The following is a 24,313-nucleotide window of genomic DNA, read 5'->3' on the forward strand; positions in this document are numbered from 1 at the left end:
ATTGCCTGTGACGTAAAATTTTTCCGGCACAAATATGTGATTTTGTTTCTTTGGGTAAATGTTTGCGAATATTCCGGATAAGAACCCGGATATAGCGACTATCCAGCAACTGGATAAAATAGAACGATCTGTATAGAGCAGATCATCAGGCTGTGTTTTAGGAAAAACACAAAAGTTTTTCTGGATGCGCATCTAAAAGATACTCTTACCTAAACACAACAGAGTATAGACTACAAGAAAAATAAATATAGATAATTAACAAAACAGCCGGCAGAGTGAAAAGAAAATTTGACATTATATAGGCGTGTCACATGGAAGTGTCTGTTCTTTTTCCCTGCTTGCTGCTATATGAAATAATTTGACACTGTGGCGGGAGATTGTTAAAATGAAGAATGATGAAAAGGAAAGGACTGTTACTATGGAAGAACAAAAGGTGAATGTAATAGCAGAGGGAAAAAAACGGGCGTTAGGCTCTTTGCGCAACTCGGAGATGATTTATATGCTTGTATCAGCGTGCACAAAGATGCCATTTGTGCTGTGTGATCCGGAAACGTATGATGATGAGATTTTTCTGTTTGATGATCTGGAAGAAGCAAAAAAATGTGCGGAAAAATGTAGAGAGAAAAAGCAGCCGGTGAATGTGGGGAGAGTGGCAAATAAACAGTTGCTTCCGTTTTATTCCAGTTTATATACGATGGGGGTAAATGGTCTTGTATTCCAGGCAAAAGGAGGAGAAAAAACGATGCTCCAATTGGAAGAACTTGTAAAGCGGGGAGATACATCCAAGCTTCCGGATGGAAAAGTGTGGGTGGAAAATCCGAGCTTGCATCTGACTTCCCTATATTTTATGCAGGAAATGCGAAGACAGCAGAAACCAGAGCTGACAGAAGAAATGAAAGAGCTGCAGGAAGAGATTCTTTCGAATTTTCAGAAAGGGACTTATATTGTGGCTGTACAGGCGGAAAATAAGATTCCGTTGCTGAAATTACAGGATGGTACTTCTTTTCAGCCCGTTTTTACAGATGTGATAGAGTTCCAGAAGTTCAATAAAGAGAAGACTTTTAAATCGGCGGTAATAAAAGCGGATAAATTGTTGGATATTTTAGTTCCCGAAGCAAAAGGGGTTGTTGTCAATCCTTTTGGGGTCAATTTGCAGCTTCCGATCAAGAGGAAAAAGCCATGATCATCTTTTATTTTAGCGGGACAGGGAATACGTTATGGGCGGCGAAAAAAATCGCGCATTGTTTGTCCGGAGAATGTCATGGGATCATGGAATATGCCGCAGAAAAGTCCGTGGAGATCAAGGACGATAGAATCGGCTTTGTATTTCCGGTCTATATGAATGATATTCCATGGGTTGTAAAAGCATTTTTGATGGAAATATCCTTACATAATCCCAAATATATATTCGCTGTTTTGACATCAAGCAGTGGAAAGCATGGGAAAGCGGTTAAGAATCTGGAAAAGGTTTTGCAGTGGAAAAATGCCTCCCTTTCAGCCGTATTCGATCTTGCAATGCCTGGAAACTGCATGCCTGGAAACGTATCCAAAGATACAGAAAAATTGGAGAAGGCTCCAGAGAAAGTAGAGCAGATCATAAAGGCTATTAGGGCGAATACCAGGAATGTAAAGCAGAAGTTGAAAGAAAATAAAATAAGCGGAAAGATAAGCAGAGCATCTGCAGGCAGTTTGAGCGCAGATTTTGTGACAAGTTCCTGGTTTTATGGACAGGGGATGGCGGGTGCGGCCATGAAGCCCTATCCCAATACCGAGAAATGCACAGGATGCAGAATTTGCGAAAAAGTTTGTCCTACCGGAAATATTCAGATAAGAGACAGGAAGGCTGTTCACGGAGGATGCTGCGCAGCATGTTACGCCTGTTATCATTGGTGTCCAGAACAGGCATATACAATATCTATGCCTGTTTTAAGAGGAAGAAAGCAGTACCATCATCCAGATATAAGCTGGGAAGACATTGCAGAACAAAAGAGAAATGTGAAAGAGGGAAAAAGATGACAGAGAAGGAGCGTATGTTGTCGGAAAAGCTATATATAGCAGATGATAAGGAATTAGCAGAAGACATGAAACGTTCTAGGCGATGTACAAGAATGTTCAACGCATCCACAGAAGACGAATATGAGCTTCGGATCCAGTTAATAAAAGCACTGTTTCAGAAAACGGGGGAGAATATATGGATAGAGCCTCCGTTTCACTGCGATTATGGCTGCCATATTTCTGTGGGAGATAATTTTTATGCCAATTATGATTGTATTATTTTAGACGTATGTGATGTAGAGATTGGAGATAATGTATTTTTTGGACCCAGAGTCTGTATTTATACGGCGGGACATCCAATCGATGCAGGGGTGCGCAATCAGAGGCTAGAATTTGGAAAGAAAGTAAAGATAGGAAATAATGTCTGGATCGGCGGCAGTACAGTTTTGAATCCAGGAGTGACGATCGGGGACAGCGTCGTTGTGGGTTCTGGATCTGTTGTAACGAAGGACATTCCTTCCAATGTTATAGCAGCAGGAAATCCGTGCAGAGTGATACGGAAAATCACACAAGAGGACAGGAGATATTGGCAGACTCTGGCGGAGGAATACTACAGAAACAAAAAGGACGAAGGAAAGTAAAATAAGAATGGAAAAGATAGAGAAAACAGACGGCAGGGAAGTACGCAGGAGGGGGCATAAGTGGGAATTGCAGAACTAATGATCCTGGCAGTGGGTCTATCAATGGATGCCTTTGCGGTTTCTATTTGCAAGGGACTAGCTATGCCAAATCTGTCTAAGAAGGCCATGGTGATCGTAGGACTTTGGTTTGGCGGTTTTCAGGCGTTGATGCCTCTTATGGGGTATTTTCTTGGTTTTCAGTTTAGGGAGAAAATTACGGCGATCGATCACTGGATCGCCTTTATACTGCTGGCGATCATCGGGGCGAATATGATCAAAGAGTCTTTTGCGCGGGAAGATGTCTGTGAAGAAGCAGACGCGGCTCTTGATATAAAAACAATGTTTGTGCTTGCGATAGCTACAAGTATCGATGCTCTGGCGATTGGTATTACATTTGCATTTCTCGATGTGCAGATCGGACAGGCTGTCTTATTGATCGGGCTGATCACATTTGTGATTTCAGCGGCAGGGGTGAAAATTGGAAATATTTTCGGTATAAAATATAAGACAAAGGCAGAACTGGCAGGCGGGATCATTTTGATCGTACTTGGTGTGAAGATTCTGCTGGAACATTTGGGACTGCTTTGAGCAGGTGTGTGTATTTGGGGGGAATTAGTTGTGTTTGCAAAGCTTCCGTGGTAAACTAAAAAGAGATAAAAGGCAGGGTGCGCCTGCTGGCGCGCCGGGCAGCAGAAATTACGGGATAGATAAGGGGCGGGGAAAATGGCGGTACCGTTATATATTAGAAAAGAATATTTCAAAGGTGTGATACTCACGGATAAGAGCGCCCATATACTGGAATTTTGTTATAAGAAGGAGACAGTCAGTGTCTATGAAGAGGGAACGCTGCTTTTTTGTCTGCACTATTATCTGGAGAGTAAGTTTAAAGCAGATATACTGGACTTTTATTTGATCGACAGGCGTTTGAGGGGGCTGGGATATGGTACGGTCTGTATGGCAGAGATACTCGAACAGCTCAGAAAAAAGAGTGTGACGATGGTAAAGGCGCCTCTTGGCTATGCAAAGCTGCCGGAAGGATATGTGAGCAAAGAACAGTATCAGCAGCTGTTGGGCGGTTTTTATGAAAAGACAGGCTTCTCTCTCGGAGGAGACGGGAATACTGCGCTTCAGATCTTAAATTAGTGACAGGAGAGAATAAAGGCAGGATATAGGAATGTATAGGATTTTGATCATTGAAGATGATTTGGTGATGGCACAGGCAATGCAAAAGGAGATGCAGGTCTGGGGCAATGAGGCGGTATATGTAGAAGAATTTCAGGATATAGTAAAGCAGTTTGCAGAATACGATCCGCATTTGATTCTTCTGGATATAACGCTTCCTTTTTATAATGGTTACTATTGGTGCGGCGAAATACGAAAAGTATCTAATGTACCGGTTATTTTTATTTCATCTGCTGCGGATAATATGAATATCGTGATGGCTATGAATATGGGAGGCGACGATTTTATCGCAAAGCCGTTTGACTTAAATGTACTTGTGGCGAAAGTGCAGGCGGTACTGCGCAGAACATACGACCTTACAGGGAAAGTGCCTGTGATCGAACACAAAGGGGCTTTGTTAAACCTCCATGATATGACGTTTATATATGACGGCAGAAAGATCAGCCTGACGAAAAATGAGTTTCGGATCTTGCAGACGCTGATGGAAAATAAAGGGCGCCTTGTCAGCCGTGATACATTGATGACAAAACTGTGGGAGACAGATGACTATATTGAAGAAAACACACTGACCGTGAATATCGCGCGTCTGCGCAAAAAGCTGAAGAATGAAGGCCTGGATGGGTTTATTACGACAAAGGTAGGAGAAGGCTATATTATAGCGTAGTATCTGAAAGAAGCACCTTGCCGGACTATGCCTGGCAAGGCAGGCGCTGCAGTGTGCCAAATGAGGATAGAAAGGAAAGAAATGGTGAAAAAAGAAAAAAACGGAGTGAAACTGTTTTTAGAGTATTTATACGAGCATCGTTTTACTGCTGTGTGGGCATTAGGCTGTATCTTATGCTTCACGGCAGTATTTCTGTTATATCAGATAGAATTGCGGGCAGTGTATTATCCGGTTTTGCTTTGTGCGGTATTTAGCCTGTTATTTTGTATACCTGGATATAACAGATATAAAAGAAAGAGAGAAATACTAAATAGGCTGGGGGACGAAAAGGGAATTGTCACAGAGCTGCTTCCCCTTGCAGACGCCGGATTGGAGCGTGCATACCAGGAATTGGCAGCGCGTATGGAAGAGATACAGCGTAAAAGTGAGGAAGCCTGGATACAGTCGCAAAAGGACATGCAGGACTATTATGCCACATGGGTACACCAGATCAAAGCGCCGATCGCGGTGCTGCGGGTGCTTTTGCAGAGAACAGATACAGAAGAAAACCAGGAAATGCGATTCGAATTATTTCGCATCGAGCAGTATGTAGAGATGGCGCTGTGCTATACAAGGCTCCAGGAAGACGCCTCGGATCTGGTGCTCAAAGAAATCGATCTGGACAGGGTCGTGCGCAATGCAATCCATAAATACGCAGGACAGTTTATAAGGAAAAAGCTTCGGCTTGTGTATGGGGGAACAGATAAGACTGTACTTACGGATGAAAAGTGGCTGTCTTTTATACTGGAACAGTTTTTGTCCAATGCTGTCAAATATACAAAAGCAGGAGAAGTGCGTATAAAGGTAAATGATAGAAAGCAGTTGACAGTGGAAGATACCGGTATCGGCATAGAGTCCGAGGATATACCGAGGATCTTTGAAAAGGGATATACAGGCTATAACGGACGGATGGATAAAAAATCAACAGGGATCGGTCTGTACCTTGTAAAACAGGCGGCCGGCAAGCTGGGACATTCTCTGCATGTAGAGTCTATTCCGGGAGAGGGAAGCCATTTTACGATCGACCTGGACTCCTATCCGTTGCAGGTGGAATAAGAAATTTCGGTTCTAGAAAGAGGATGTACGGAGAAACAGACATGACAAAATTGTCACATGGAGCGGTTATAATGTCACAGATTTCGATGTCGGCATTATGACCGCTTTGCTATACTGGTTTCAGAACAAGTAAGGAGGACATAACACAATGGCAATTTTAGAAGTCAGAAATCTAAAAAAAATATATAAGCCTCGTTTTGGAGGCAACCAGGTACAGGCCCTCTCCAACGTTTCTTTTTCGGTGGAAGAAGGAGAATATGTGGCAATTATGGGGGAGAGCGGTTCCGGTAAGACTACGCTGTTAAATATCCTGGCAGCCCTGGATAAACCGACGGCAGGGGAAGTCTTCCTGGAAGGAACAGCGCTTTCTTCTGTCAAGGACGAGAAAATCAGCGAATTCAGAAGGGATAATCTAGGCTTTGTATTTCAGGAATTTAATCTGCTGGATACATTCACCGTACAGGATAATATTTTTCTCCCTCTTGTATTAGAAGGAAAGCGCTACAAGGAGATGAAAAAAAAGTTAGATCCGATTGCCGGGGAACTGGGGATCACGGCACTGCTTCATAAATATCCCTATGAAGTCTCCGGGGGACAAAAGCAGCGCTGCGCAGTGGCAAGAGCGCTGATCGCAGATCCTAAGCTGGTTCTTGCTGACGAACCTACAGGAGCGCTGGATTCGAAATCCACAGATGAATTATTAGGGCTGTTTGCGAAAATTAACCAGAAAGGGCAGACGATCCTTATGGTGACACATTCTGTAAAAGCGGCGAGTAAGGCAGGGCGCGTACTTTTTATCAAAGACGGTGAAGTATTCCACCAGATCTACAGAGGAGGCATGACTGATGAACAGCTCTATCAGAAGATCTCAGATACATTGACGATACTGGCGACAGGTGGTGAAGTACGATGAAGACAGGATTCTATTGTACACTTGCAGTGACAGGCATAAGAAAAAATAAAAAACTGTATTATCCCTATATTCTGACTTGTATCTGTATGATCATGATGTTTTATATTATTTGTTTTCTGACATACAGCGGAGAATTCAGAACCATACCGGGGGGAGAGGCGATGCAGTCCACCCTTTCTTTCGGATGCGGCGTTATAGGTATTTTTTCTCTTATTTTTCTGTACTATACAAATTCTTTTCTCATCCGGCGAAGGAAAAAAGAGTTTGGTCTCTATCATATACTGGGGATGGGCAAACGCAATCTTACAAAGATCCTCATATGGGAAAATATTCTGACAGCGTTTGTGTCCCTTGCGCTCGGACTTGTCAGTGGCTTTCTGTTGTCTAAAGCAGCCGATCTTCTCTGCGTGCGGCTCATAGGTGGAGAGTTTGGATTTTCCATGCATATTGAGCCGAAAGCGATCGGAATGACAGTGCTTTTATTTGCAGGTGTGTTCTTTTTGATCATGCTGCGCATGCTCGTACACATTTACCGTTCCCGTCCGGTAGAACTGCTGCAGAGTGAAAGTGTGGGGGAAAAACCGCCCAAGGCGAATTGGGTGATTGCTGTCTTTGGTGCGATCTTGCTTGTCGGGGCATACTATATCGCGCTGAATATTGAGGAACCGATTACGGCGATGATGTGGTTTTTTGTGGCGGTCGTTATGGTGATCTTTGCAACCTATCTGTTATTCATTACCGGTTCTGTGGCGTTTTGCAGACTTTTGCAAAAGAATAAAAGTTACTATTATAAAACGAAACATTTTGTTTCTCTTTCTTCCATGGTATATCGGATGAAACGAAACGGAGCAGGGCTTGCATCTATCTGTATTCTTTCTACTATGGTATTGGTGATGATCTCCTCCACAGCGTGTCTGTATATCGGCGCCGATGATAGTTTGAGAGGAAGGTACCCAAGGGATATTGTAGTGGATATGTATTCCCAGGATGAAACATATGTGAATAGGATTCAAGAGACAGTATCCGCGGTCCTGGAGGAACATGAGGAAAAGGAGGAACATATACTGCAGTACACGATGCTGGATATGGCAGGATACCAGGCGGGGGATACGATCTATCTGGATCCGGCGAGCATAGAGGCTGGGGTAGATATGTTTGAGGATATACGACAGTTGTTTATCATTCCTCTGGCAGATTATAATCGTCTGATGGAAAAGACGGAGACATTAAAAGAGGATGAAGTCATGATCTATATGACAAAAGCGCCCCGGAGCGGGAAAACTTCCGGTTACGGGCATGATACCATTACGCTGGATGGTATGGGTACCTGGCAGGTGAAAAAGGCGGTGCCGGAATTTGTAGCCAATGGTATCGATGCACAGCAGGTGATGTCCTCTCTGTTTATATTTGTAAAAGATGAAAAGGTGATACAGCAGTTGTACGACGGGCAGGCGGCCGTATATGGAAAAAATAAATCCTATATGCATGTATATTATGGATTCGATCTGAGTTGTGATAAGGAAAAGCAGATTGCGATCAAAAAGGAGATCGAAGAGCGGATATTCGGATATGGGGAACAAGACGATTCCTTTCCGCCGGTGACAGTGGAGGGAATTGAACAGGAACGCGCCTGGTTCTATGGATTATATGGTGGATTATTCTTTTTGGGGATTTTGCTGGGAACCATTTTTATCTTTGGCACAGTGCTGATCATGTATTATAAACAAATATCGGAAGGATATGAAGATCAGGGCAGATTCGAGATTTTAAGAAAGGTAGGGATGAGACAAAAAGAAATCAGGCAGAGCGTTAATTCACAGGTATTGACGGTATTTTTCCTTCCACTTGTTATGGCCGGGGTGCATATAGCATTTGCTTTTCCATTGATTTCAAAAATGCTGCTATTGTTCGCAATTACAGATAAAAAGCTCCTGCTATGTATTACGGGGATTTGTTATGTTGTCTTTGCTATATTTTATATAGTCGTTTATATTGTGACTTCTAGGGGATACTATACAATTGTAAGCGGAAAAAAAGAGCGTCAGTAAGACGCTCTTTTTTAGATCCTTATGGATCTAGTCTTTTGATGAAATTGCCGGATACAGAACAGCCTTCGTTAAATACCATAAAGGCATTGGGATCGATTCCATTTACAATCTGTTTGATAGTAGATACTTCATGTTTCGATATGACGACAAAGAGGATGGAAGAATGTTCGTTTGTATAGGCGCCTGCTCCATCCCAGTTTGTGACGCCGCGTCCAGTCTGCTGCATGATCGCCTGGGGAATACCCTCCTTTTTAGTAAAAATGATAACACTCATATTGATGTTCTGGATATGTACTCTGTCGCATGCGATCGAATATACGACACCGTAAATAAGCGAGTAGATGACGATCTCGATATTGAACATGACAAGACAGATACCATAGACAAAAATATTAATGAGTAAGGACATTTTCCCGACACTGAAACTGTGGAATTTTTTCGTAAAGTATAATCCAAGTATATCCTGTCCGCCTCCAGAGCTTCCTCCGCGCAGAATGAGTCCGGAACCGCTGCCGGCAATAATACCTCCGATAATGCAGGCAGTCAGGTAATCATCAATGATCGGCTCAATAGGGATCGGGATGAAAGTCAGCGCCGCAGTCTGTATCAGGATCGTGATGATAGAACGTATAAAAAAATTTTTTCCCATTGTCCATGCCAGATAGATCAGCGGAAGATTGATCAGCAGATAAATAATCCCGGCAATATCCGTCTGCCCGAAGGATAGATGAAATACCTGTAAGAAAAACGTTCGAATCAACTGGGAAATACCCATAAAACCGCCGTTGTATAGGGACAAGGGCGTGATAAATACATTGAGCCCAAAGGCAAACATTACAGAACCAAGTGTGGCATATCCCATTCCGTTGAGTCCCATGCGCCGCATAGCAGCAGAAAATTTTGATGACATAATATAACAGCTCTCCTTTTCCTGACAGAATTTTTCTATAAAAACTATTAAGTATTATAACAGGTTCTAGACTGCGGTACAATATAAAAACGGAGATTTTTTATAAGAAAGGAACGTTTATCGGAAGTACGGCAGAAAGCGTATCTGGAGACGTTCTTTTTTATATCTGAGAAGGTGTCTCAAGACGACGGTGGCAGAGATGAGGATAGACCCGTATATAAAAGAACGAACTGGCAGTGTGCGGATACAGGAGACAGTAAAACAGAAAAATGTGATGATGCTGCGGAACAGATGAGGTTCTATGATAATGATCACAGAAAATAGGAGATAGAAAACGATCAGATACAACAGAGGAGTAAGGAACGGATACAGCCCCATAAGGCAGCCGAAAGACACAGCGATAGCTTTGCCGCCTTGTCTGGGATGCAGGAAAGGGAAAGCATGACCGATGACAGGAGCAGCCATGATAAGACAAAATAAAGAGGAACGATAAGAGACAAAGCGTGCAGCAAGAAAGACAGGAAGAAATCCTTTGGCTAACTCTAAAAGTAAGACAAAGATACCGACCTTGATGCCGGCACAGGAAAAAGCATTGAAGGTACCTGGATTTTTATCTTTACTTATCTGACGTATATCAATCCCGCAGAAAAACTTGGGAATGATGTACGCATAAAGGATACTTCCTGAGAGATACCCGATGATCATGAAAAAAATATAATCAGACATGTGATCCTCCTGCTGCTTCTGTAAATTCACGCAGAAGCTGGTAAGTTTTTTGCGCGGCATCTTTTGCGATCGTTCTTTTTTGGGCGGCGCACATTGCATGCTTCAACTCCTCGTCCCGGAGCAAATTTTGTCCGGCGCAGATCTGTCCGTGAAATCTTCGTGATGTAAGCGAGAGACCATGCGTCGTGAAAAATTCCAGATTTCGTGTTTCACACCCAGGGATCGGACGCGTGTGGACGATCGGGATTTCCTTGACGGCAGCCTCTGTGCTGGTAAGACCGCCGGGCTTTGTAAAGAGGACGTCACTGGCATCCATGTAGGCAGAGATGTGTTCGGTATAGCCTAATATACGTATATTTTCCTGAGTTTGAAAAGATTTCTGGAGTATTTTGCGCAGCTTTTTATTATTTCCGCAGATGACAATGATATATTCATTTACGGAGAGAGTCTTCAGCAGTTCAGCTACAAAAAAAGGAATCTTTCCAAATCCCATACTGCCGCTCATGATCAGATAAACATGGGCGTTTTCGGGGATACGGCAGATTTTTCGCGCATGGTTTTTACTGCCTGCATCTGCAAAAGCCTTTCTGACCGGTATCCCATAGGGTTTTAATTTATGAGCGGGGATCCCCTTTTTTGTAAATTCCTCTGCGAGAGAGGCATGAGGGATAATATAGGCATCACAGTTTGTTTCCTCCCAGAAAGGGATACAAGTATAATCTGTTTCCACGGCGACGACTTTTTGTTTCAACATCCCTTTTTGCTTCATATAGGTAAGTGTTTCTGCGGCAAAAAGATGGACGGTCACAATAACATCACAGGGATGGGAATCCAGATATTTTTTCAGTCGTTCTGCGAGGAGAGTATTTGCATAATAGACGGGAGATTTTCTCTTTTTAGAACTGACAAGTGTGCCGGCTTTATAAAGAAGCTGGAACAGTCTGGGAGCATGGGTGACAATTCCGATGTAACTGCCGCCTACCAGACGGGAGATACGTTTCCCGGCAAGGAGCATAATATCTACGAGCTCTGCGTTGTCACCGTGAGAGAGAATACATTCTTTAAGTGCCTTGCCGGCATAATTGTGTCCTTCTCCTGTATTACAAGATAAAATCAATACATTCATCATATAGTCGGTCTCATTTCTATGTCCATAAATCTGTGGTTGCTTCGAACAGTATGCAGTATGCCCTGTTTTTATCTGATCATATCACAAAGCCTGCGAAAAAAATAACAACAGGTATGGTGAAAATGGATACAAGGGTGGAAAATGCAAAAATTTCCGAAGAATAGGTATAGTTCTGCCCATAACGGATTGCCATCATTGTTCCGGTGGTAGCGGTAGGGCATGCAGCAGCTATCAAAACAGTGTATGCCACATCATGAGGCATCTTACATAAGAAAAGAGCTGCAAGAGTCAGCAGAGGAACTGCCATAAGTTTCAAAACAGCGGCTCTGTATATTTTAAAAGTAGAGAACAATTTCTTTAAATCTGCCTGTGCGACAGAAAAACCGGCAACCATCATGGCAAGCGGAGTGTTCATGTCTGCGATATACTCTATAGGATCCAGAAGGATCTCGGGAATCGCTATGCGGGCAAAAAACAGCAGTAAGGCGGCACCTGTCGCAAGTACAACAGGAGAGAGCATGCCTTCCCGGAGTTCTTTTAGGCTGAACTCCTTTTTCATAAGGCTTAAGCCATGCGTCCAGGAAAAAAGATTAAAAACCGTGATGTAAGCGGCAAGAAAAAACACGCCTTTGTCACCGAGCACACTTTGGATCAATGGGATCCCGATAAAACCACAGTTTGAATAGACCACACTGTAACGCTCGATACAGTAATCCGGATTATTCTTTGCAGGAACAAGAAGGTTCGCGGCAAACACAGCGAGGATATGTGAGACAGCTGCCGCAAGGAAAGCAAGCAGGAGTCCATGTATCAGTTTAGGGTCATACTCGGTCTGAAATGCAGTGATCATAACACAGGGATTGACTACAAGAAGGAGTAGATTAGACACAGTACGGTTGCCTTCCTGCCCTACCAGCTTGATACGATAGCAGATAAAAGCCAGCAGCATGATAAAAAACATTTTCAGAAGTTGACTAAATATTAGTATAAACATAAAATAAAAGGTTTCCCCCTCTTCTTTATCAGCGGTCGATCCCAGCCTGCAGCTCATCAGCCCAGGTCTGGAGACTGTAAGTATGTCCGTTGAATAGTTTTAAAATAACCCCTGTAGGATGGTCCTCATTCGCGAATGCGTTTGCCTCGTCTGTATCTACATGCATGGCAAGGGAAAAAGAAGGATCGACCCGGACGACCACATCGGAAAAGATGAGGGAACGTTCATAGCTGGTCGTAATGACAAAGACAATATCATTATCTTTGACATGTGCGCGTATTGCATCTACAGGAGTCATATGGATATGTCGTTTTGCGACAATCACTCCTTTTTCAAGCTGTACTTTGCCGCTGGGTCCGATGAGGAGGCAGCCTGGCGTATCATCCAGGTCTCCAGACTGGCGTATGACGCTGGGAATGCCTAAACGCCGTGCGTCAGTAACCGAGATCTCCACCTGCGTATGAGAACGACAGGGACCAAGAACGATGACTTTTTCAAAACGTCCTTTCGACCCGACGACAGTAAGACGTTCTTTGCAGGCATATTGCCCCGGCTGGCTCAATTCCCTGAAAAAGGTAGGGCGGGAACCAGGACCAAATAAGATTTCAAAGTCCTGCTGTGACAGATGGATATGTCTTGCAGATGTCTCGATTGGAATTTTTAAGTTCATATTTCCTCCTGCTGGTAAAAAATCTTTACTATGCCGGTATGAGTTTGCATACTGGATAACTCTTTCAATTCTAGCAGAATCATACTATGTTTTCAAGTAAGAGAAGAATACGGGGTGACTTTTGTGTAAAAAATATGTTAAGATTTTGCTAAGAAAAGATAAAGTCAGATTGTCGGGGAGATTATGGCATGTTATTTTTGAGATACGTGTGTAAAAACATGAAAGGAAAGACAAAGGAGAAAATGAAATGGGAATAAAAGATATACTCTCCCTGTTGGGAGGTCTCGCTTTATTTCTGTATGGAATGCAGATGATGAGCAATGGGCTGGAGTCGGCGGCAGGAAATAAGATGAAATCAATCCTTGAAAGACTGACTTCCAACAGGATCAAAGGGGTACTCGTAGGTGCCGCTATCACGGCGGTGATCCAATCCTCCTCAGCCACGACAGTAATGGTCGTGGGCTTTGTGAATTCTGGTCTGATGACGCTGAATCAGGCTGTCTGGGTCATTATGGGAGCCAACATTGGTACTACGATCACAGGACAGCTTATTGCGCTGGATATAGGAGCGATCGCTCCGCTTTTCGCAATCGGCGGTGTAGCTTCTATTATGTTTATCAAAAGTGAAAAGGTGCATCATATCAGCGGCATTTTTGCAGGGCTGGGGATTTTATTCATGGGAATGGATATGATGGGAGCGGCTATGGAACCGCTTCAGAATTCGGAGACATTCCTACAATTTATGACGAATTTTAAGAATCCGCTGGTGGGCATTTTGATCGGGGCTGTGTTTACAGCGATCATTCAGTCTTCATCTGCCTCTGTGGGTATTTTGCAGGCACTTGCAGGTACGGGGATGATCCCTCTCTCCAGTGCGGTATATGTACTGTTCGGGCAGAATATAGGTACGTGTATCACAGCTGTGCTGGCTTCCATTGGTACGAAAGTCAATGCCAGAAGAACAACGGTCATCCATCTGATGTTTAATATTTTTGGGTCCATTTTATTTACTGTTATCTGTCTGACAACGCCTTTTGTCTCCTGGATGGAAGCCATGACTCCAGGGAATCCTGTGTCGCAGATCGCAAATGTACATACTACATTCAATATTGTGACAACGCTGCTTCTTCTTCCGTTTGGGACATATATGGCAAAAATCGCAGTCAGAGTCCTCCCGGACAGCAAAAAGGAGGAAGATGAGGAGTACTGTTTAAAATATATCCGTCCGTTTGATTCCACTTATGCGATTGGCCAGGGAGCGGTAGCAATCTCACAGGTGCATGATGAGGTCAGCCGAATGAGAGATATGGTTGCAAAAAATATCAACGACGCTTACGATATACTTATCCGATACGATGACAAAGCACGGAAAAAGGTAACGGAAAGAGAAGAATATATTGATTATTTAAACAGAGGTATTTCAGAATATATTGTTTCTATGATGGGAAATGAAAAATCGTTTTCAGATTCAAAACAGATGAATGGTTTTTATGTGATCATCAGTAATCTGGAACGAATGGGGGATCATGCGGTGAACCTTGCTGAATATGCGGATGATCTGAAAAAGTGGGAACTGAAGTTTTCCGAGAATGTACTAGAAGAACTAGATGACATGAAAAAACAATGTCTTGCGGCATTAGATATCATAAAAGATGTCCGGCTAGAGCAAGCAGGCTATGTGCTGAATAAAGCGTCTGCGATCGAACAAAAAATCGATGATACAAGAGACAAATATTTTAAAAAGCAGATGCAGAGGCTTAAAAAAGGTAAATGTAAGCCGCAGACGGGGATTATCTTTACAGAGATTTTAACGGATTTTGAGAGACTGGGAGATCATGTGAAAAATATTGCCCAGCAGTACGATGAAATGGGAAGCTAAATGTGTATATTTTCCTCTGATTTACAGATACTACTTGTATCTGCAAAAGTTACCAGATGCGGTGTAGTCAGGATAAAATGTAAGAATGTAAAATGGAGGAAATTTTATGAAGGCAACAGGAATCGTAAGACGGATCGACGATCTGGGAAGGGTGGTCATTCCGAAAGAAATAAGAAGAACTCTGAGGATCAGAGAAGGAGATCCACTGGAGATTTTTACAGATAGGGAAGGCGAAATCATCCTAAAAAAATACTCTCCTATCGGAGAACTGGGGACATTAGCCAGGCTGTATTCAGAAAGTCTGGCGCAGACGATGGGCTGTACTGTCTGTATCACAGATATGGATCAGATCGTAGCTGTCTCAGGAAATGGGAAGAAAGAACTGAAAGAAGCCTATATTACCAAGGAATTGGAACACGTACTGCAGCAGCGTGTCCAGGTTACGGAAAAGGCGGGCAGTACAAAATTTGCGGCGATTACGGCAGGAACACAAGAATATATAGAGGAGATCATCAGTCCGATCTTATGTGAGGGAGATGTGATAGGATCCGTCGTATTTCTCAGAAAAGAAGAAAAGAAAAAATTCGGGGAAGTGGAATGTAAGGTAGCGCAGAGTGCGGCAGAATTCCTGGGAAGGCAGATGGAGCAATAGCATAAAACTCCTTGAACAGGCATAGGATGTAGAAACAGACAGAAGGTCTGGGCAAAACTATGCAGATTCTAGGAGGAAAGAGATGGAAAAGAATACAAAAAACAGCCGAAGCGTGGAGACAAAATTACTCTGGCTGCTGAAATCCCTTTTATGCGCGTATGTTGTAACAGGTATTTTACTGTTTATTCTGACGCTGCTTTTATACAAGCTGGATCTTGATGAGGGAAAAGTGACGGCAGGGATCGTGGGTATTTATATATTGTCCACTTTTGCAGGCGGTTTTATGATCGGGAAGCTTGCAGGTGTCCGGAAATTTATTTGGGGGATGCTTGCAGGTGTTTTCTATTTTGTGCTTTTGATTTTGATCTCCCTTGGCGTTTACCACACTTTGCAGTCAGAGTGGCAGAATATGCTGACAACCTGCCTTCTGTGTGCGGGAGGCGGCATGCTTGGCGGAATGCTTTCCTGAGAGAAAAAAGGGGTTTAAAAACTAAAAACAGTATGGTATAATAACGAAATAACAGGTGCAGACAGACACCGTATGAACTAGGAGGAGAGAAAATGAAACACATTAAGACACTGAATACACAGACTTTGAATCATACAGTAAAAAAAGGCGGATGTGGTGAGTGCCAGACATCCTGTCAGTCAGCATGTAAGACATCCTGCACAGTAGGAAATCAGACATGTGAGCATAAGAAATAAGTATAACAGCAGCTTTTGCTTTTGGCTGAAGAAAAAGGGAAAAAAAGAGGCAGCGGCGTTTACCGCTGCCTTAGCGTTGTTATTAGGCGAGAGAGTTTTTCCTTTAGGCGCATAATAGGAAAATAATGAATTTAGAAATGAAAGAGAGATACATATCGTGATTCATCAGTATCAGAATAATGGATATTATATTGTATTAGATGTCAACAGCGGCTCTGTACATGTAGTAGATAAATCTGCTTATGAAGTGATCGAAATACTAAAAGAAGAAAATCCGGATCATACAGAACAGACATTAAAGCAGCCGCATACACTGTACAATTTAACAAAACATCTGGGGGGAAAGTACCCGGAAAGCGAGATAAAAGAGATTTTAGAGGCAGTGACAGAACTGACAAAAGAGGGAAAGCTCTTTACACAGGATATTTATGAAGGATATATCGGGGAAGTGAAAAAAAGAAAGACTGTCGTGAAGGCACTTTGCCTGCATATAGCCCATGACTGCAACCTTGCCTGCAGATACTGTTTTGCAGAGGAAGGGGAATACCATGGAAGACGAGCCTTGATGTCCTATGAGGTGGGAAAGAAGGCGCTGGATTTTCTTGTGGAAAATTCAGGAAACCGACGGAATCTGGAGGTGGATTTCTTTGGCGGAGAACCTTTGATGAACTGGACAGTCGTGAAACAGCTCGTGGCGTATGGGCGTGAACTGGAGAAAAACCATGATAAGCATTTTCGCTTTACATTAACGACAAATGGCGTACTTCTTAACGATGAAGTGCAGGAGTTTGTAAACCGCGAGATGGATAATGTAGTGTTAAGTCTGGACGGAAGGAAAGAAGTCAATGACAAAATGCGCCCGTTTAGAAACGGCAAAGGCAGTTATGATCTGATCGTGCCAAAGTTCCAGAAACTTGCTGAGAGCAGAAATCAGGAGAAATATTACATCCGCGGGACATTTACAAGGGAGAATCTGGATTTCTCTGAAGATGTTCTTCACTTTGCAGATCTTGGATTTGAGCAGATTTCGATTGAACCTGTGGTAGGAGAAGATACGGACGCATATGCGATACAAAAAGAAGATCTGCCTCGGATCTTTGCTGAGTATGATAAACTGGCAAAGATCATGGTGGATAGGGAACGCGAAGGAAGAGGTTTTACCTTTTTCCATTTTATGTTAGATCTAGAGGGCGGTCCCTGTGTGGCAAAACGTCTGTCCGGATGCGGTTCTGGTACGGAGTATCTGGCGGTGACTCCGTGGGGAGATCTGTATCCGTGCCATCAGTTTGTGGGAAATGAAGAGTTCTTGATGGGGAACGTAGAAGAGGGGATCACACATCCCGAGATTGCGGAAGAATTCCGGGGATGCAGCGTGTATTCGAAGGAAAAATGCCGGGATTGTTTTGCCAGATTTTATTGCAGCGGAGGATGCATGGCAAACTCTTATAAATTCCACCATACGATTCATGATACGTATGATGTGAGCTGCGAGATGGAGAGAAAACGTGTGGAATGTGCAATTATGATAAAGGCAGCGCTGGCTGACCAGGAAGAAAGGAATGGAAAGCATGAAGAAAAGTAAAGGTATCGGTACTCTGCTTATCATTGCGGCGTTTATGATTTTTTTGGGATATACGACCATATTTGGACTCGGAAAATTCGGCGGCGCGGCGAAGAATATCAATTTGGGTCTGGATCTGGAAGGCGGCGTGAGCATCACCTATCAGGTGAAGGGCGAGAAACCTTCTGAAGAAGATATGTCAGATACGATCTATAAATTACAAAGACGTGTGGAACAGTACAGCACAGAGGCACAAGTCTATCAAGAGGGAGACGACCGTATCAGCATTGAGATACCGGGAGTTACAGATGCAAATGCAATCTTGGATGAATTGGGGCAGCCGGGCTCCCTGTATTTTATCCGAGAGAAAGATACAGAAGGGACAGCAAACTACGCATTGGATTCTGCAGGCAACTACGTGCTGAATAAATCTATAGAAGAGATAGAAAAAGACGGTTCCATCCTGTTGACAGGATCGGATGTGAAGAGTGCTTCCGCCGGAACACAGCAGGACAATACGACGTCGGAGATGAAAAATGTTGTACAGCTTTCTTTTAATAAAGAAGGAACCAAAAAATTTGCTGATGCGACAAAGGCGGCAAAAGAGGCCGGTGAGACGATCGCCATCTACTATGACGGGGAACTGATCAGTGTGCCCAGAGTTAATGCTGTCATTGAGGACGGGCAGGCGATCATCGAAGGAAAAATGACATATGAAGAAGCGGACAGTCTGGCATCTACGATACGTATTGGCGGACTCAATGTGGAACTGGAAGAACTGCGTTCGAAGGTAGTAGGCGCACAGTTGGGAGAAGAGGCGGTAAGCACCAGTCTAAAGGCGGGAGCTATCGGACTGGCAGTTGTATTTATCTTTATGATCATTGTATACCTCCTTCCAGGACTGGCATCCAGTCTGGCGCTTTTGATCTATACAGAACTGATTTTAGTTCTTTTAAATGCGTTTGACATTACACTGACATTGCCGGGGATTGCAGGAATCATTCTGGGAATCGGAATGGCAGTGGATGCGAACGTGATCATCTTTGCACGTGTCAAAGAGGAACTGACGGCGGGAAAAGCGGTCAAATCTGCGCTTTACGCAGGTTTCCACAAGGCAATGTCTGCCATCCTGGATGGAAATATCACGACGCTTATCGCAGCGGCGGTACTGTGGTTAAAGGGCAGCGGTACAGTCAGGGGATTTGCACAGACTCTGGCGCTTGGCGTGGTCGTATCCATGTTTACTGCACTGGTGATCACAAGATTGATCATTTATTCACTGTATGCGGCCGGAATACGCAGCGCCAAAGTATACGGACGCCCAAGACCTGCCAGAAAGCCGATCGATTTTATCGGAAAACGCAAAGTATTTTTTATTATATCGATCATCCTGTGCCTGTCAGGCATCGTATTTATGGGAATATACGCAGGAAAAGGCGAGGGAGCCCTCAATTACAGTATGGAATTTAAAGGCGGTACTGCCACGACAGTGACCTTTGATAAAGAATATACGTTGGAGGAGATCGACAGCCAGATCGTTCCGAAGTTAGAAGACGTGACAGGCGATAAAAATGTGCAGGTACAGAAAGTGGAGGGCACGAACCAGGTGATTTTCAAGACCCAAACATTGTCTCTGGAAAAGCGAGAAGCATTTAATCAGGTAATGACAGAGGATTTTGGCGTCAATGAAGAAAAAGGGATCACATCCGAAAATATCAGTTCTACCGTAAGTTCGGAAATGCGGACAGACGCAGTCATTGCAGTGACTATCGCGACGATCTGTATGCTTTTATATATCTGGTTCCGGTTTAAAGATATCCGGTTTGCGACCAGCGCCGTGCTGGCTCTTCTGCATGATGTACTGGTAGTATTGGCTGTATATGCGATTGCGAGAGTTTCTGTGGGAAATACGTTTATCGCGTGTATGCTGACGATCGTAGGGTATTCGATCAATGCGACGATCGTTATTTTCGACCGTATCCGGGAAGAACTTAGGACAAAAGGAAAAGAAGATCTTGCCCTGCTCGTGAACAGATGTATTACGGCGACATTGACAAGAAGTATTTATACGACTTTTACAACTTTTATCATGGTAGCTATTCTGTATGTTATGGGAGTAAGTTCTATCAAGGAATTTGCGCTTCCGCTTATGGTGGGAATCGGCTGCGGCGCATATACCTCTGTGTGCCTGACAGGATCACTGTGGTATGTGATGAAGACGCGTATCGGAAAGAAAACACAGAATATACCGGCAAAAACAGGGAAAAAGAAATAATCCGGCAGGACTCAAAAAGACTGCAGAAGCGGGATAAAACAGGATGCCGGGGTATGAAGGAGTTTGTCTCCTTATACCCCGGCATTTGTTGAAGGAGGCACTTATGGAGAAATGGTTTATAGCCATGAAAAAGGCGGATTTTCAAAAAAATGCAGACAGGTATCATATCTCCCCGATCGTAGCAAGACTGATACGCAACAGGGAGGTGATCTCTGAACAGGACATCGATCTGTACTTAAATGGGACGATTGCGGATCTATACGACGGCATGCTGATGAAAGACATGGATAAAGCTGTGGAGATCCTTGCGGAGAAGATCAGGGAAAAGTCGGCGGTACGTATTATCGGCGATTATGATATTGACGGAGTCAACGCTACCTATATATTGAAAGAAGGCCTGTCTGGCTTAGGAGCCGACGTAGATACCGATATTCCAGATCGGATAAAGGATGGATACGGTTTGAACCGTATGCTGATCGACCGGGCGTTGGAGGACGGGATCGATACGATTATTACATGTGATAATGGGATTGCGGCGAAAGAAGAAATTACCTATGGGAAAGAGAAGGGGCTTACGATACTCGTAACTGATCATCATGAGGTACCCTATGCAGAGCTTGGCGGAGAACGGGAATATATGCTTCCTCCTGCGGATGCGGTGGTGGATCCGCACAGAACGGACTGTCCGTATCCATTTAAAGGCTTGTGTGGGGCAGCAGTTGCGTATAAGTTGGTAGAGGCATTGTATAATGTGATGGGACGGGATGCAGAAGATATGGATTATCTGATGGAAAATGTTGCCGTCGCCACAGTCGGAGATGTGATGGATCTGATTGGAGAGAATCGTATCTTTGTAAAGCAGGGGCTGGAAATGTTAAAAAGAACAAAAAATGAGGGCTTAAAAGCGCTGATCGCTTGTACCGGTATTCCGGCGGAACGTTTAAACGCCTATCATATCGGCTTTGTACTTGGTCCCTGTATGAATGCCAGCGGCAGGTTGGATACGGCGAAGCGTGCGCTGGAACTGCTGGAAGCAAAGACGCACAGAGAGGCGGTCATGCTGGCAGAGGATTTGAAGGCTTTGAATGACAGCCGCAAAGAGATGACAGAAAAAGGAGTAGAACAGGCGATAGTAGAGATAGAGAGCAGTGATCTGAAAGATGATAAAGTGCTGGTGGTCTATCTGCCGGACTGCCATGAAAGTATTGCGGGGATCATTGCCGGACGTATCAAGGAGAAATATTATCGTCCTACATTTATTTTGACCAAGGCAGAAGAGGGGGTAAAAGGTTCTGGCCGTTCGATCGAAAGTTATCATATGTTTGAAGAGATGTGCAAATGCCGTTCCCTTTTTACAAAATTCGGCGGGCATAAGCTGGCGGCCGGTTTATCCTTGCATGAGGAAGATGTGGAGAAATTCAGACAGACGATCAATGCATTGGCAGATTTAAGTGAGGAAGACCTGCAGATGAAGGTGTCTATAGATATGCGGCTGCCTTTTACCTATGTGACAGAACAGCTCATAGAAGAGTTGGAATTATTGGAGCCTTTTGGAAAAGGCAACACGAGACCTCTTTTTGCAGAAAAGGGGCTAAAAGCGTTAAGACCTCGGATTTTTGGGAAAAATCAGAATGTACTCAAATGTATTTTAGAAGATAAAGAAGGGAATCGTTTAGATGCGGTGTATTTCGGAGATGTACAGGCATGTTTAAACAAAATGCAGGAGAAACAGACTCTTTCTGTGACCTATTATCCTACGATCAATGAATTCAGGGGAGAGCGGACAAAGCAGATCACGATCGTCAATTACCAATAAAATGTTTGAAAATTGTGAGAATAATGCTATACTAAAAAATAACAATGCCCATACATAAGGGCACTGTACCTATCAGATAACTATCAGAGAAAGGGGGCATTGATATGGCAGGTACGCTGGAATATGAGCTGTTGAACAGAAATCTGGAGATTGTAGACGGACACGCGGTAAAAGCGCCTGAAGATTATCAAGACCCTGAACAATTATATCAGGCATTGATCGCAAGAGTACGAAAATACCATCCGTCGGCAGATATTACGATGATAGAAAAGGCATATGCTGTCGGGAAAGCGGCGCATAAAGAGCAAGTGCGCAAGTCGGGAGAACCTTATATCATCCATCCATTGTGGGTTGGGATCATTCTTGCAGAATTGGAGATGGACAAAGAGACGATCGTGGCAGGAATGCTCCATGACGCCGTAGAAGATACGGACATGACGCTGGAGGAAGTTGTCAGGGAGTTTGGAGAAGAGGTGGCTCTGCTCGTGGACGGAGTTACGAAGTTGGGACAGTTATCCTATGCAAAAGATAAACTGGAAGTACAGGCAGAAAATCTGCGTAAGATGTTTTTGGCAATGGCAAAGGATATCCGTGTTATTATCATCAAACTGGCAGACCGTCTCCACAACATGCGTACACTGGAATTCATGATACCCGAGAAGCAGAAAGAAAAAGCGAGGGAGACGTTGGATATATATGCGCCGATCGCGCAGCGGCTCGGTATTTCTAAAATTAAGACAGAATTAGATGATTTATCCTTAAAATATTCACAGCCGGAAGTCTATTATAACTTGGTAAAAGAGTTAAACGAACGCAAGACAGAGCGGGAAGAGTTCGTACAGCAGATCGTGGAGGAAGTATCCAGCCATATGACGAATGCGCATATCCAGGCAAAAGTGTATGGCAGAGTCAAACATTTTTTCAGTATATATAAGAAAATGGTCAATCAGAATAAAACACTTGACCAGGTATATGATCTGTTTGCGGTGCGTATTATCGTAGATTCTGTGAAGGACTGTTATGCGGCTCTCGGAGTGATCCATGAGATGTACACGCCGATACCGGGACGGTTTAAAGATTACATTGCCATGCCTAAGGCGAATATGTACCAGTCCCTTCATACGACGCTGATGGGACCGTCGGGACAGCCGTTTGAGATCCAGATACGGACAGAGGAAATGCATAAGACGGCGGAGTATGGTATCGCGGCGCACTGGAAATATAAAGAGGGCGGCGACACAACAAAGAGTATGAAGGCGCAAGAAGAAGAAAAGTTAAGTTGGCTGCGCCAAATACTCGAATGGCAGAGAGATATGTCAGATAATCGGGAGTTTTTAAGTCTGCTTAAAGGCGATCTGGATCTGTTTGCAGAGGATGTCTACTGCTTTACGCCAAACGGTGATGTGAAGAATCTGCCAAACGGGTCTACGACGGTCGATTTTGCCTATTCTATCCACAGTGCGGTAGGAAACAAAATGGTCGGGGCGCGTGTCAACGGAAAACTGGTAAATATAGACTATAAGATACAAAACGGAGACAGGATAGAGATACTGACCTCACAGAATTCCAAAGGCCCAAGCAGAGACTGGTTAAATATCGTTAAGAGCACACAGGCGAAAAACAAGATCAATCAGTGGTTTAAAAGAGAGTTTAAAGAGGAAAATATCATCCGAGGCAAAGAGCAGATCGTCTCCTACTGCAAAGCAAAAGGTTTTAGCAGTGCAGATATCATCAAGCCGCAGTATCAGCAGATCGTACAGAAAAAATACGGTTTTAAAGACTGGGATTCTGTACTGGCAGCGATCGGGCATGGGGGCCTGAAGGAAGGGCAGGTTGTCAATCGTCTGCTGGAAGAATATGAAAAAGACCATAAAAAAGAGATCACAGATGAGACGATACTGGAAAAAATATCCGAGGCCAACAACCAGAAGGTGCATATTGCGAAATCAAAAAGCGGGATCGTCGTCAAAGGGATCGATGATATGGCAGTGCGTTTTTCAAAATGTTGTAATCCGGTGCCGGGTGATGAGATCGTTGGTTTTGTAACACGGGGAAGAGGCATGTCCATTCACCGTACAGACTGCATCAATATGCTCCATCTGACAGATAAAGAAAGGGAGCGCTTGATCGATGCTGAATGGGAAGAAAATGCGGCGGAGGAAAGCGGCGGGCAATATTTGGCGGAACTGAAGATGTACGCGGCTGACCGGCAGGGACTTCTGATGGATATATCCCGCATTTTTACGGAGGCAAAGATCGATGTTAAGTCTATGAATGTCCGTACCAGTAAGAAGGGCACGGCGACGCTGGATGTGGGATTTACTGTACACGGCCGAGAGGAGATGAACCGCGTAACAGAGAAATTGAGGCAGCTTGACGGTGTTATAGATATTGAGCGGACAGCGGGGTAGAAAGAATG

22 protein-coding genes are annotated in these 24,313 nt (G+C 43.8%); 17 read left to right on the forward strand and 5 right to left on the reverse strand.

Annotated features, from left to right (window positions below):
* The first annotated feature begins 385 nt into the window (after positions 1–385).
* From WKT01_RS12320 to WKT01_RS12360, 9 genes are all read left to right on the forward strand, one after another.
* Positions 386–1,183: an SseB family protein gene (locus WKT01_RS12320; protein WP_270395679.1), complete on the forward strand. Its 798-nt coding sequence runs from the start codon at positions 386–388 to the stop codon at positions 1,181–1,183.
* Positions 1,180–2,016, forward strand: a complete 837-nt coding sequence (locus tag WKT01_RS12325) for an EFR1 family ferrodoxin (RefSeq protein ID WP_117975454.1) — start codon at positions 1,180–1,182, stop codon at positions 2,014–2,016. Before WKT01_RS12320 ends, WKT01_RS12325 begins: the two co-directional genes overlap by 4 nt.
* A complete protein-coding gene (locus tag WKT01_RS12330; RefSeq protein WP_117975455.1) occupies positions 2,013–2,636 on the forward strand; it encodes a sugar O-acetyltransferase in 624 nt (207 codons plus the stop codon). Before WKT01_RS12325 ends, WKT01_RS12330 begins: the two co-directional genes overlap by 4 nt.
* A 60-nt stretch (positions 2,637–2,696) precedes the next feature.
* A complete protein-coding gene (locus tag WKT01_RS12335) occupies positions 2,697–3,263 on the forward strand; it encodes a manganese efflux pump MntP (RefSeq protein ID WP_117975456.1) in 567 nt (188 codons plus the stop codon).
* Between the two features lie 135 nt (positions 3,264–3,398).
* The gene (locus WKT01_RS12340) at positions 3,399–3,818 is read left to right on the forward strand and encodes a GNAT family N-acetyltransferase (RefSeq protein ID WP_117975457.1); all 420 of its coding nucleotides are present in this window, start codon (positions 3,399–3,401) and stop codon (positions 3,816–3,818) included.
* A 31-nt stretch (positions 3,819–3,849) separates the two neighbouring features.
* Entirely contained in the window at positions 3,850–4,521 is a 672-nt protein-coding gene (locus tag WKT01_RS12345; RefSeq protein WP_340312548.1) for a response regulator transcription factor, read from the forward strand.
* Positions 4,522–4,602: 81 nt separating this feature from the next.
* Positions 4,603–5,616: a sensor histidine kinase gene (locus WKT01_RS12350; protein ID WP_340312550.1), complete on the forward strand. Its 1,014-nt coding sequence runs from the start codon at positions 4,603–4,605 to the stop codon at positions 5,614–5,616.
* 148 nt (positions 5,617–5,764) lie between these two features.
* Positions 5,765–6,529: an ABC transporter ATP-binding protein gene (locus WKT01_RS12355; RefSeq protein ID WP_270395676.1), complete on the forward strand. Its 765-nt coding sequence runs from the start codon at positions 5,765–5,767 to the stop codon at positions 6,527–6,529.
* The gene (locus tag WKT01_RS12360) at positions 6,526–8,577 is read left to right on the forward strand and encodes an ABC transporter permease (RefSeq protein WP_270395675.1); all 2,052 of its coding nucleotides are present in this window, start codon (positions 6,526–6,528) and stop codon (positions 8,575–8,577) included. Before WKT01_RS12355 ends, WKT01_RS12360 begins: the two co-directional genes overlap by 4 nt.
* A gap of 19 nt (positions 8,578–8,596) precedes the next feature.
* Here the strand turns inward: WKT01_RS12360 and WKT01_RS12365 are convergent, their stop codons facing one another.
* The 5 genes from WKT01_RS12365 to WKT01_RS12385 form a co-directional block, all read right to left on the reverse strand.
* On the reverse strand, positions 8,597–9,487 hold the full coding sequence (locus WKT01_RS12365; RefSeq protein WP_270395674.1) for a YitT family protein: 891 nt from the start codon (positions 9,485–9,487) through the stop codon (positions 8,597–8,599).
* Positions 9,488–9,604: 117 nt separating this feature from the next.
* The gene (locus WKT01_RS12370; RefSeq protein ID WP_270395673.1) at positions 9,605–10,213 is read right to left on the reverse strand and encodes a glycerol-3-phosphate acyltransferase; all 609 of its coding nucleotides are present in this window, start codon (positions 10,211–10,213) and stop codon (positions 9,605–9,607) included.
* Complete coding sequence (locus tag WKT01_RS12375) at positions 10,206–11,339, reverse strand: MGDG synthase family glycosyltransferase (RefSeq protein WP_416389126.1); 1,134 nt, start codon at positions 11,337–11,339, stop codon at positions 10,206–10,208. The genes WKT01_RS12370 and WKT01_RS12375 overlap by 8 nt, the downstream gene beginning before the upstream one ends.
* Positions 11,340–11,418: 79 nt before the next feature.
* On the reverse strand, positions 11,419–12,336 hold the full coding sequence (locus tag WKT01_RS12380) for an AEC family transporter (RefSeq protein ID WP_270395671.1): 918 nt from the start codon (positions 12,334–12,336) through the stop codon (positions 11,419–11,421).
* Between the two features lie 28 nt (positions 12,337–12,364).
* On the reverse strand, positions 12,365–13,006 hold the full coding sequence (locus WKT01_RS12385) for a phosphate propanoyltransferase (protein ID WP_270395670.1): 642 nt from the start codon (positions 13,004–13,006) through the stop codon (positions 12,365–12,367).
* Positions 13,007–13,253: 247 nt separating this feature from the next.
* On the opposite strand from WKT01_RS12385, the gene WKT01_RS12390 reads away from it, so the two are divergent.
* The 8 genes from WKT01_RS12390 (at position 13,254) to WKT01_RS12425 (ending at position 24,305) form a co-directional block, all read left to right on the forward strand.
* Positions 13,254–14,885, forward strand: a complete 1,632-nt coding sequence (locus WKT01_RS12390) for a Na/Pi cotransporter family protein (RefSeq protein WP_270395669.1) — start codon at positions 13,254–13,256, stop codon at positions 14,883–14,885.
* 106 nt (positions 14,886–14,991) lie between these two features.
* Positions 14,992–15,537 carry a stage V sporulation protein T gene (gene spoVT / locus WKT01_RS12395; protein WP_270395668.1) on the forward strand — a complete coding sequence of 182 codons (546 nt, stop codon included), beginning with the start codon at positions 14,992–14,994 and terminating at the stop codon, positions 15,535–15,537.
* 82 nt (positions 15,538–15,619) lie between these two features.
* Positions 15,620–16,006 carry a TIGR04086 family membrane protein gene (locus WKT01_RS12400; RefSeq protein ID WP_270395667.1) on the forward strand — a complete coding sequence of 129 codons (387 nt, stop codon included), beginning with the start codon at positions 15,620–15,622 and terminating at the stop codon, positions 16,004–16,006.
* Positions 16,007–16,098: 92 nt separating this feature from the next.
* Positions 16,099–16,242: a six-cysteine ranthipeptide SCIFF gene (gene scfA / locus WKT01_RS12405; protein ID WP_059070209.1), complete on the forward strand. Its 144-nt coding sequence runs from the start codon at positions 16,099–16,101 to the stop codon at positions 16,240–16,242.
* A gap of 157 nt (positions 16,243–16,399) precedes the next feature.
* Positions 16,400–17,824 (forward strand): thioether cross-link-forming SCIFF peptide maturase, encoded by a 1,425-nt coding sequence (gene scfB / locus WKT01_RS12410; RefSeq protein ID WP_340312556.1) that lies wholly within the window; start codon positions 16,400–16,402, stop codon positions 17,822–17,824.
* Complete coding sequence (secD, locus tag WKT01_RS12415) at positions 17,811–20,078, forward strand: protein translocase subunit SecD (protein ID WP_340312558.1); 2,268 nt, start codon at positions 17,811–17,813, stop codon at positions 20,076–20,078. Before scfB ends, secD begins: the two co-directional genes overlap by 14 nt.
* 103 nt (positions 20,079–20,181) lie before the next feature.
* A complete protein-coding gene (gene recJ / locus WKT01_RS12420) occupies positions 20,182–21,894 on the forward strand; it encodes a single-stranded-DNA-specific exonuclease RecJ (protein ID WP_340312560.1) in 1,713 nt (570 codons plus the stop codon).
* 104 nt (positions 21,895–21,998) lie between these two features.
* Positions 21,999–24,305: a RelA/SpoT family protein gene (locus WKT01_RS12425; protein WP_340312561.1), complete on the forward strand. Its 2,307-nt coding sequence runs from the start codon at positions 21,999–22,001 to the stop codon at positions 24,303–24,305.
* Positions 24,306–24,313: the final 8 nt, after the last annotated feature.

Origin of the sequence: Mediterraneibacter sp. ICN-202921 (assembly GCF_037890075.1) — a bacterium.
Classification (GTDB): domain Bacteria; phylum Bacillota; class Clostridia; order Lachnospirales; family Lachnospiraceae; genus Mediterraneibacter; species Mediterraneibacter massiliensis.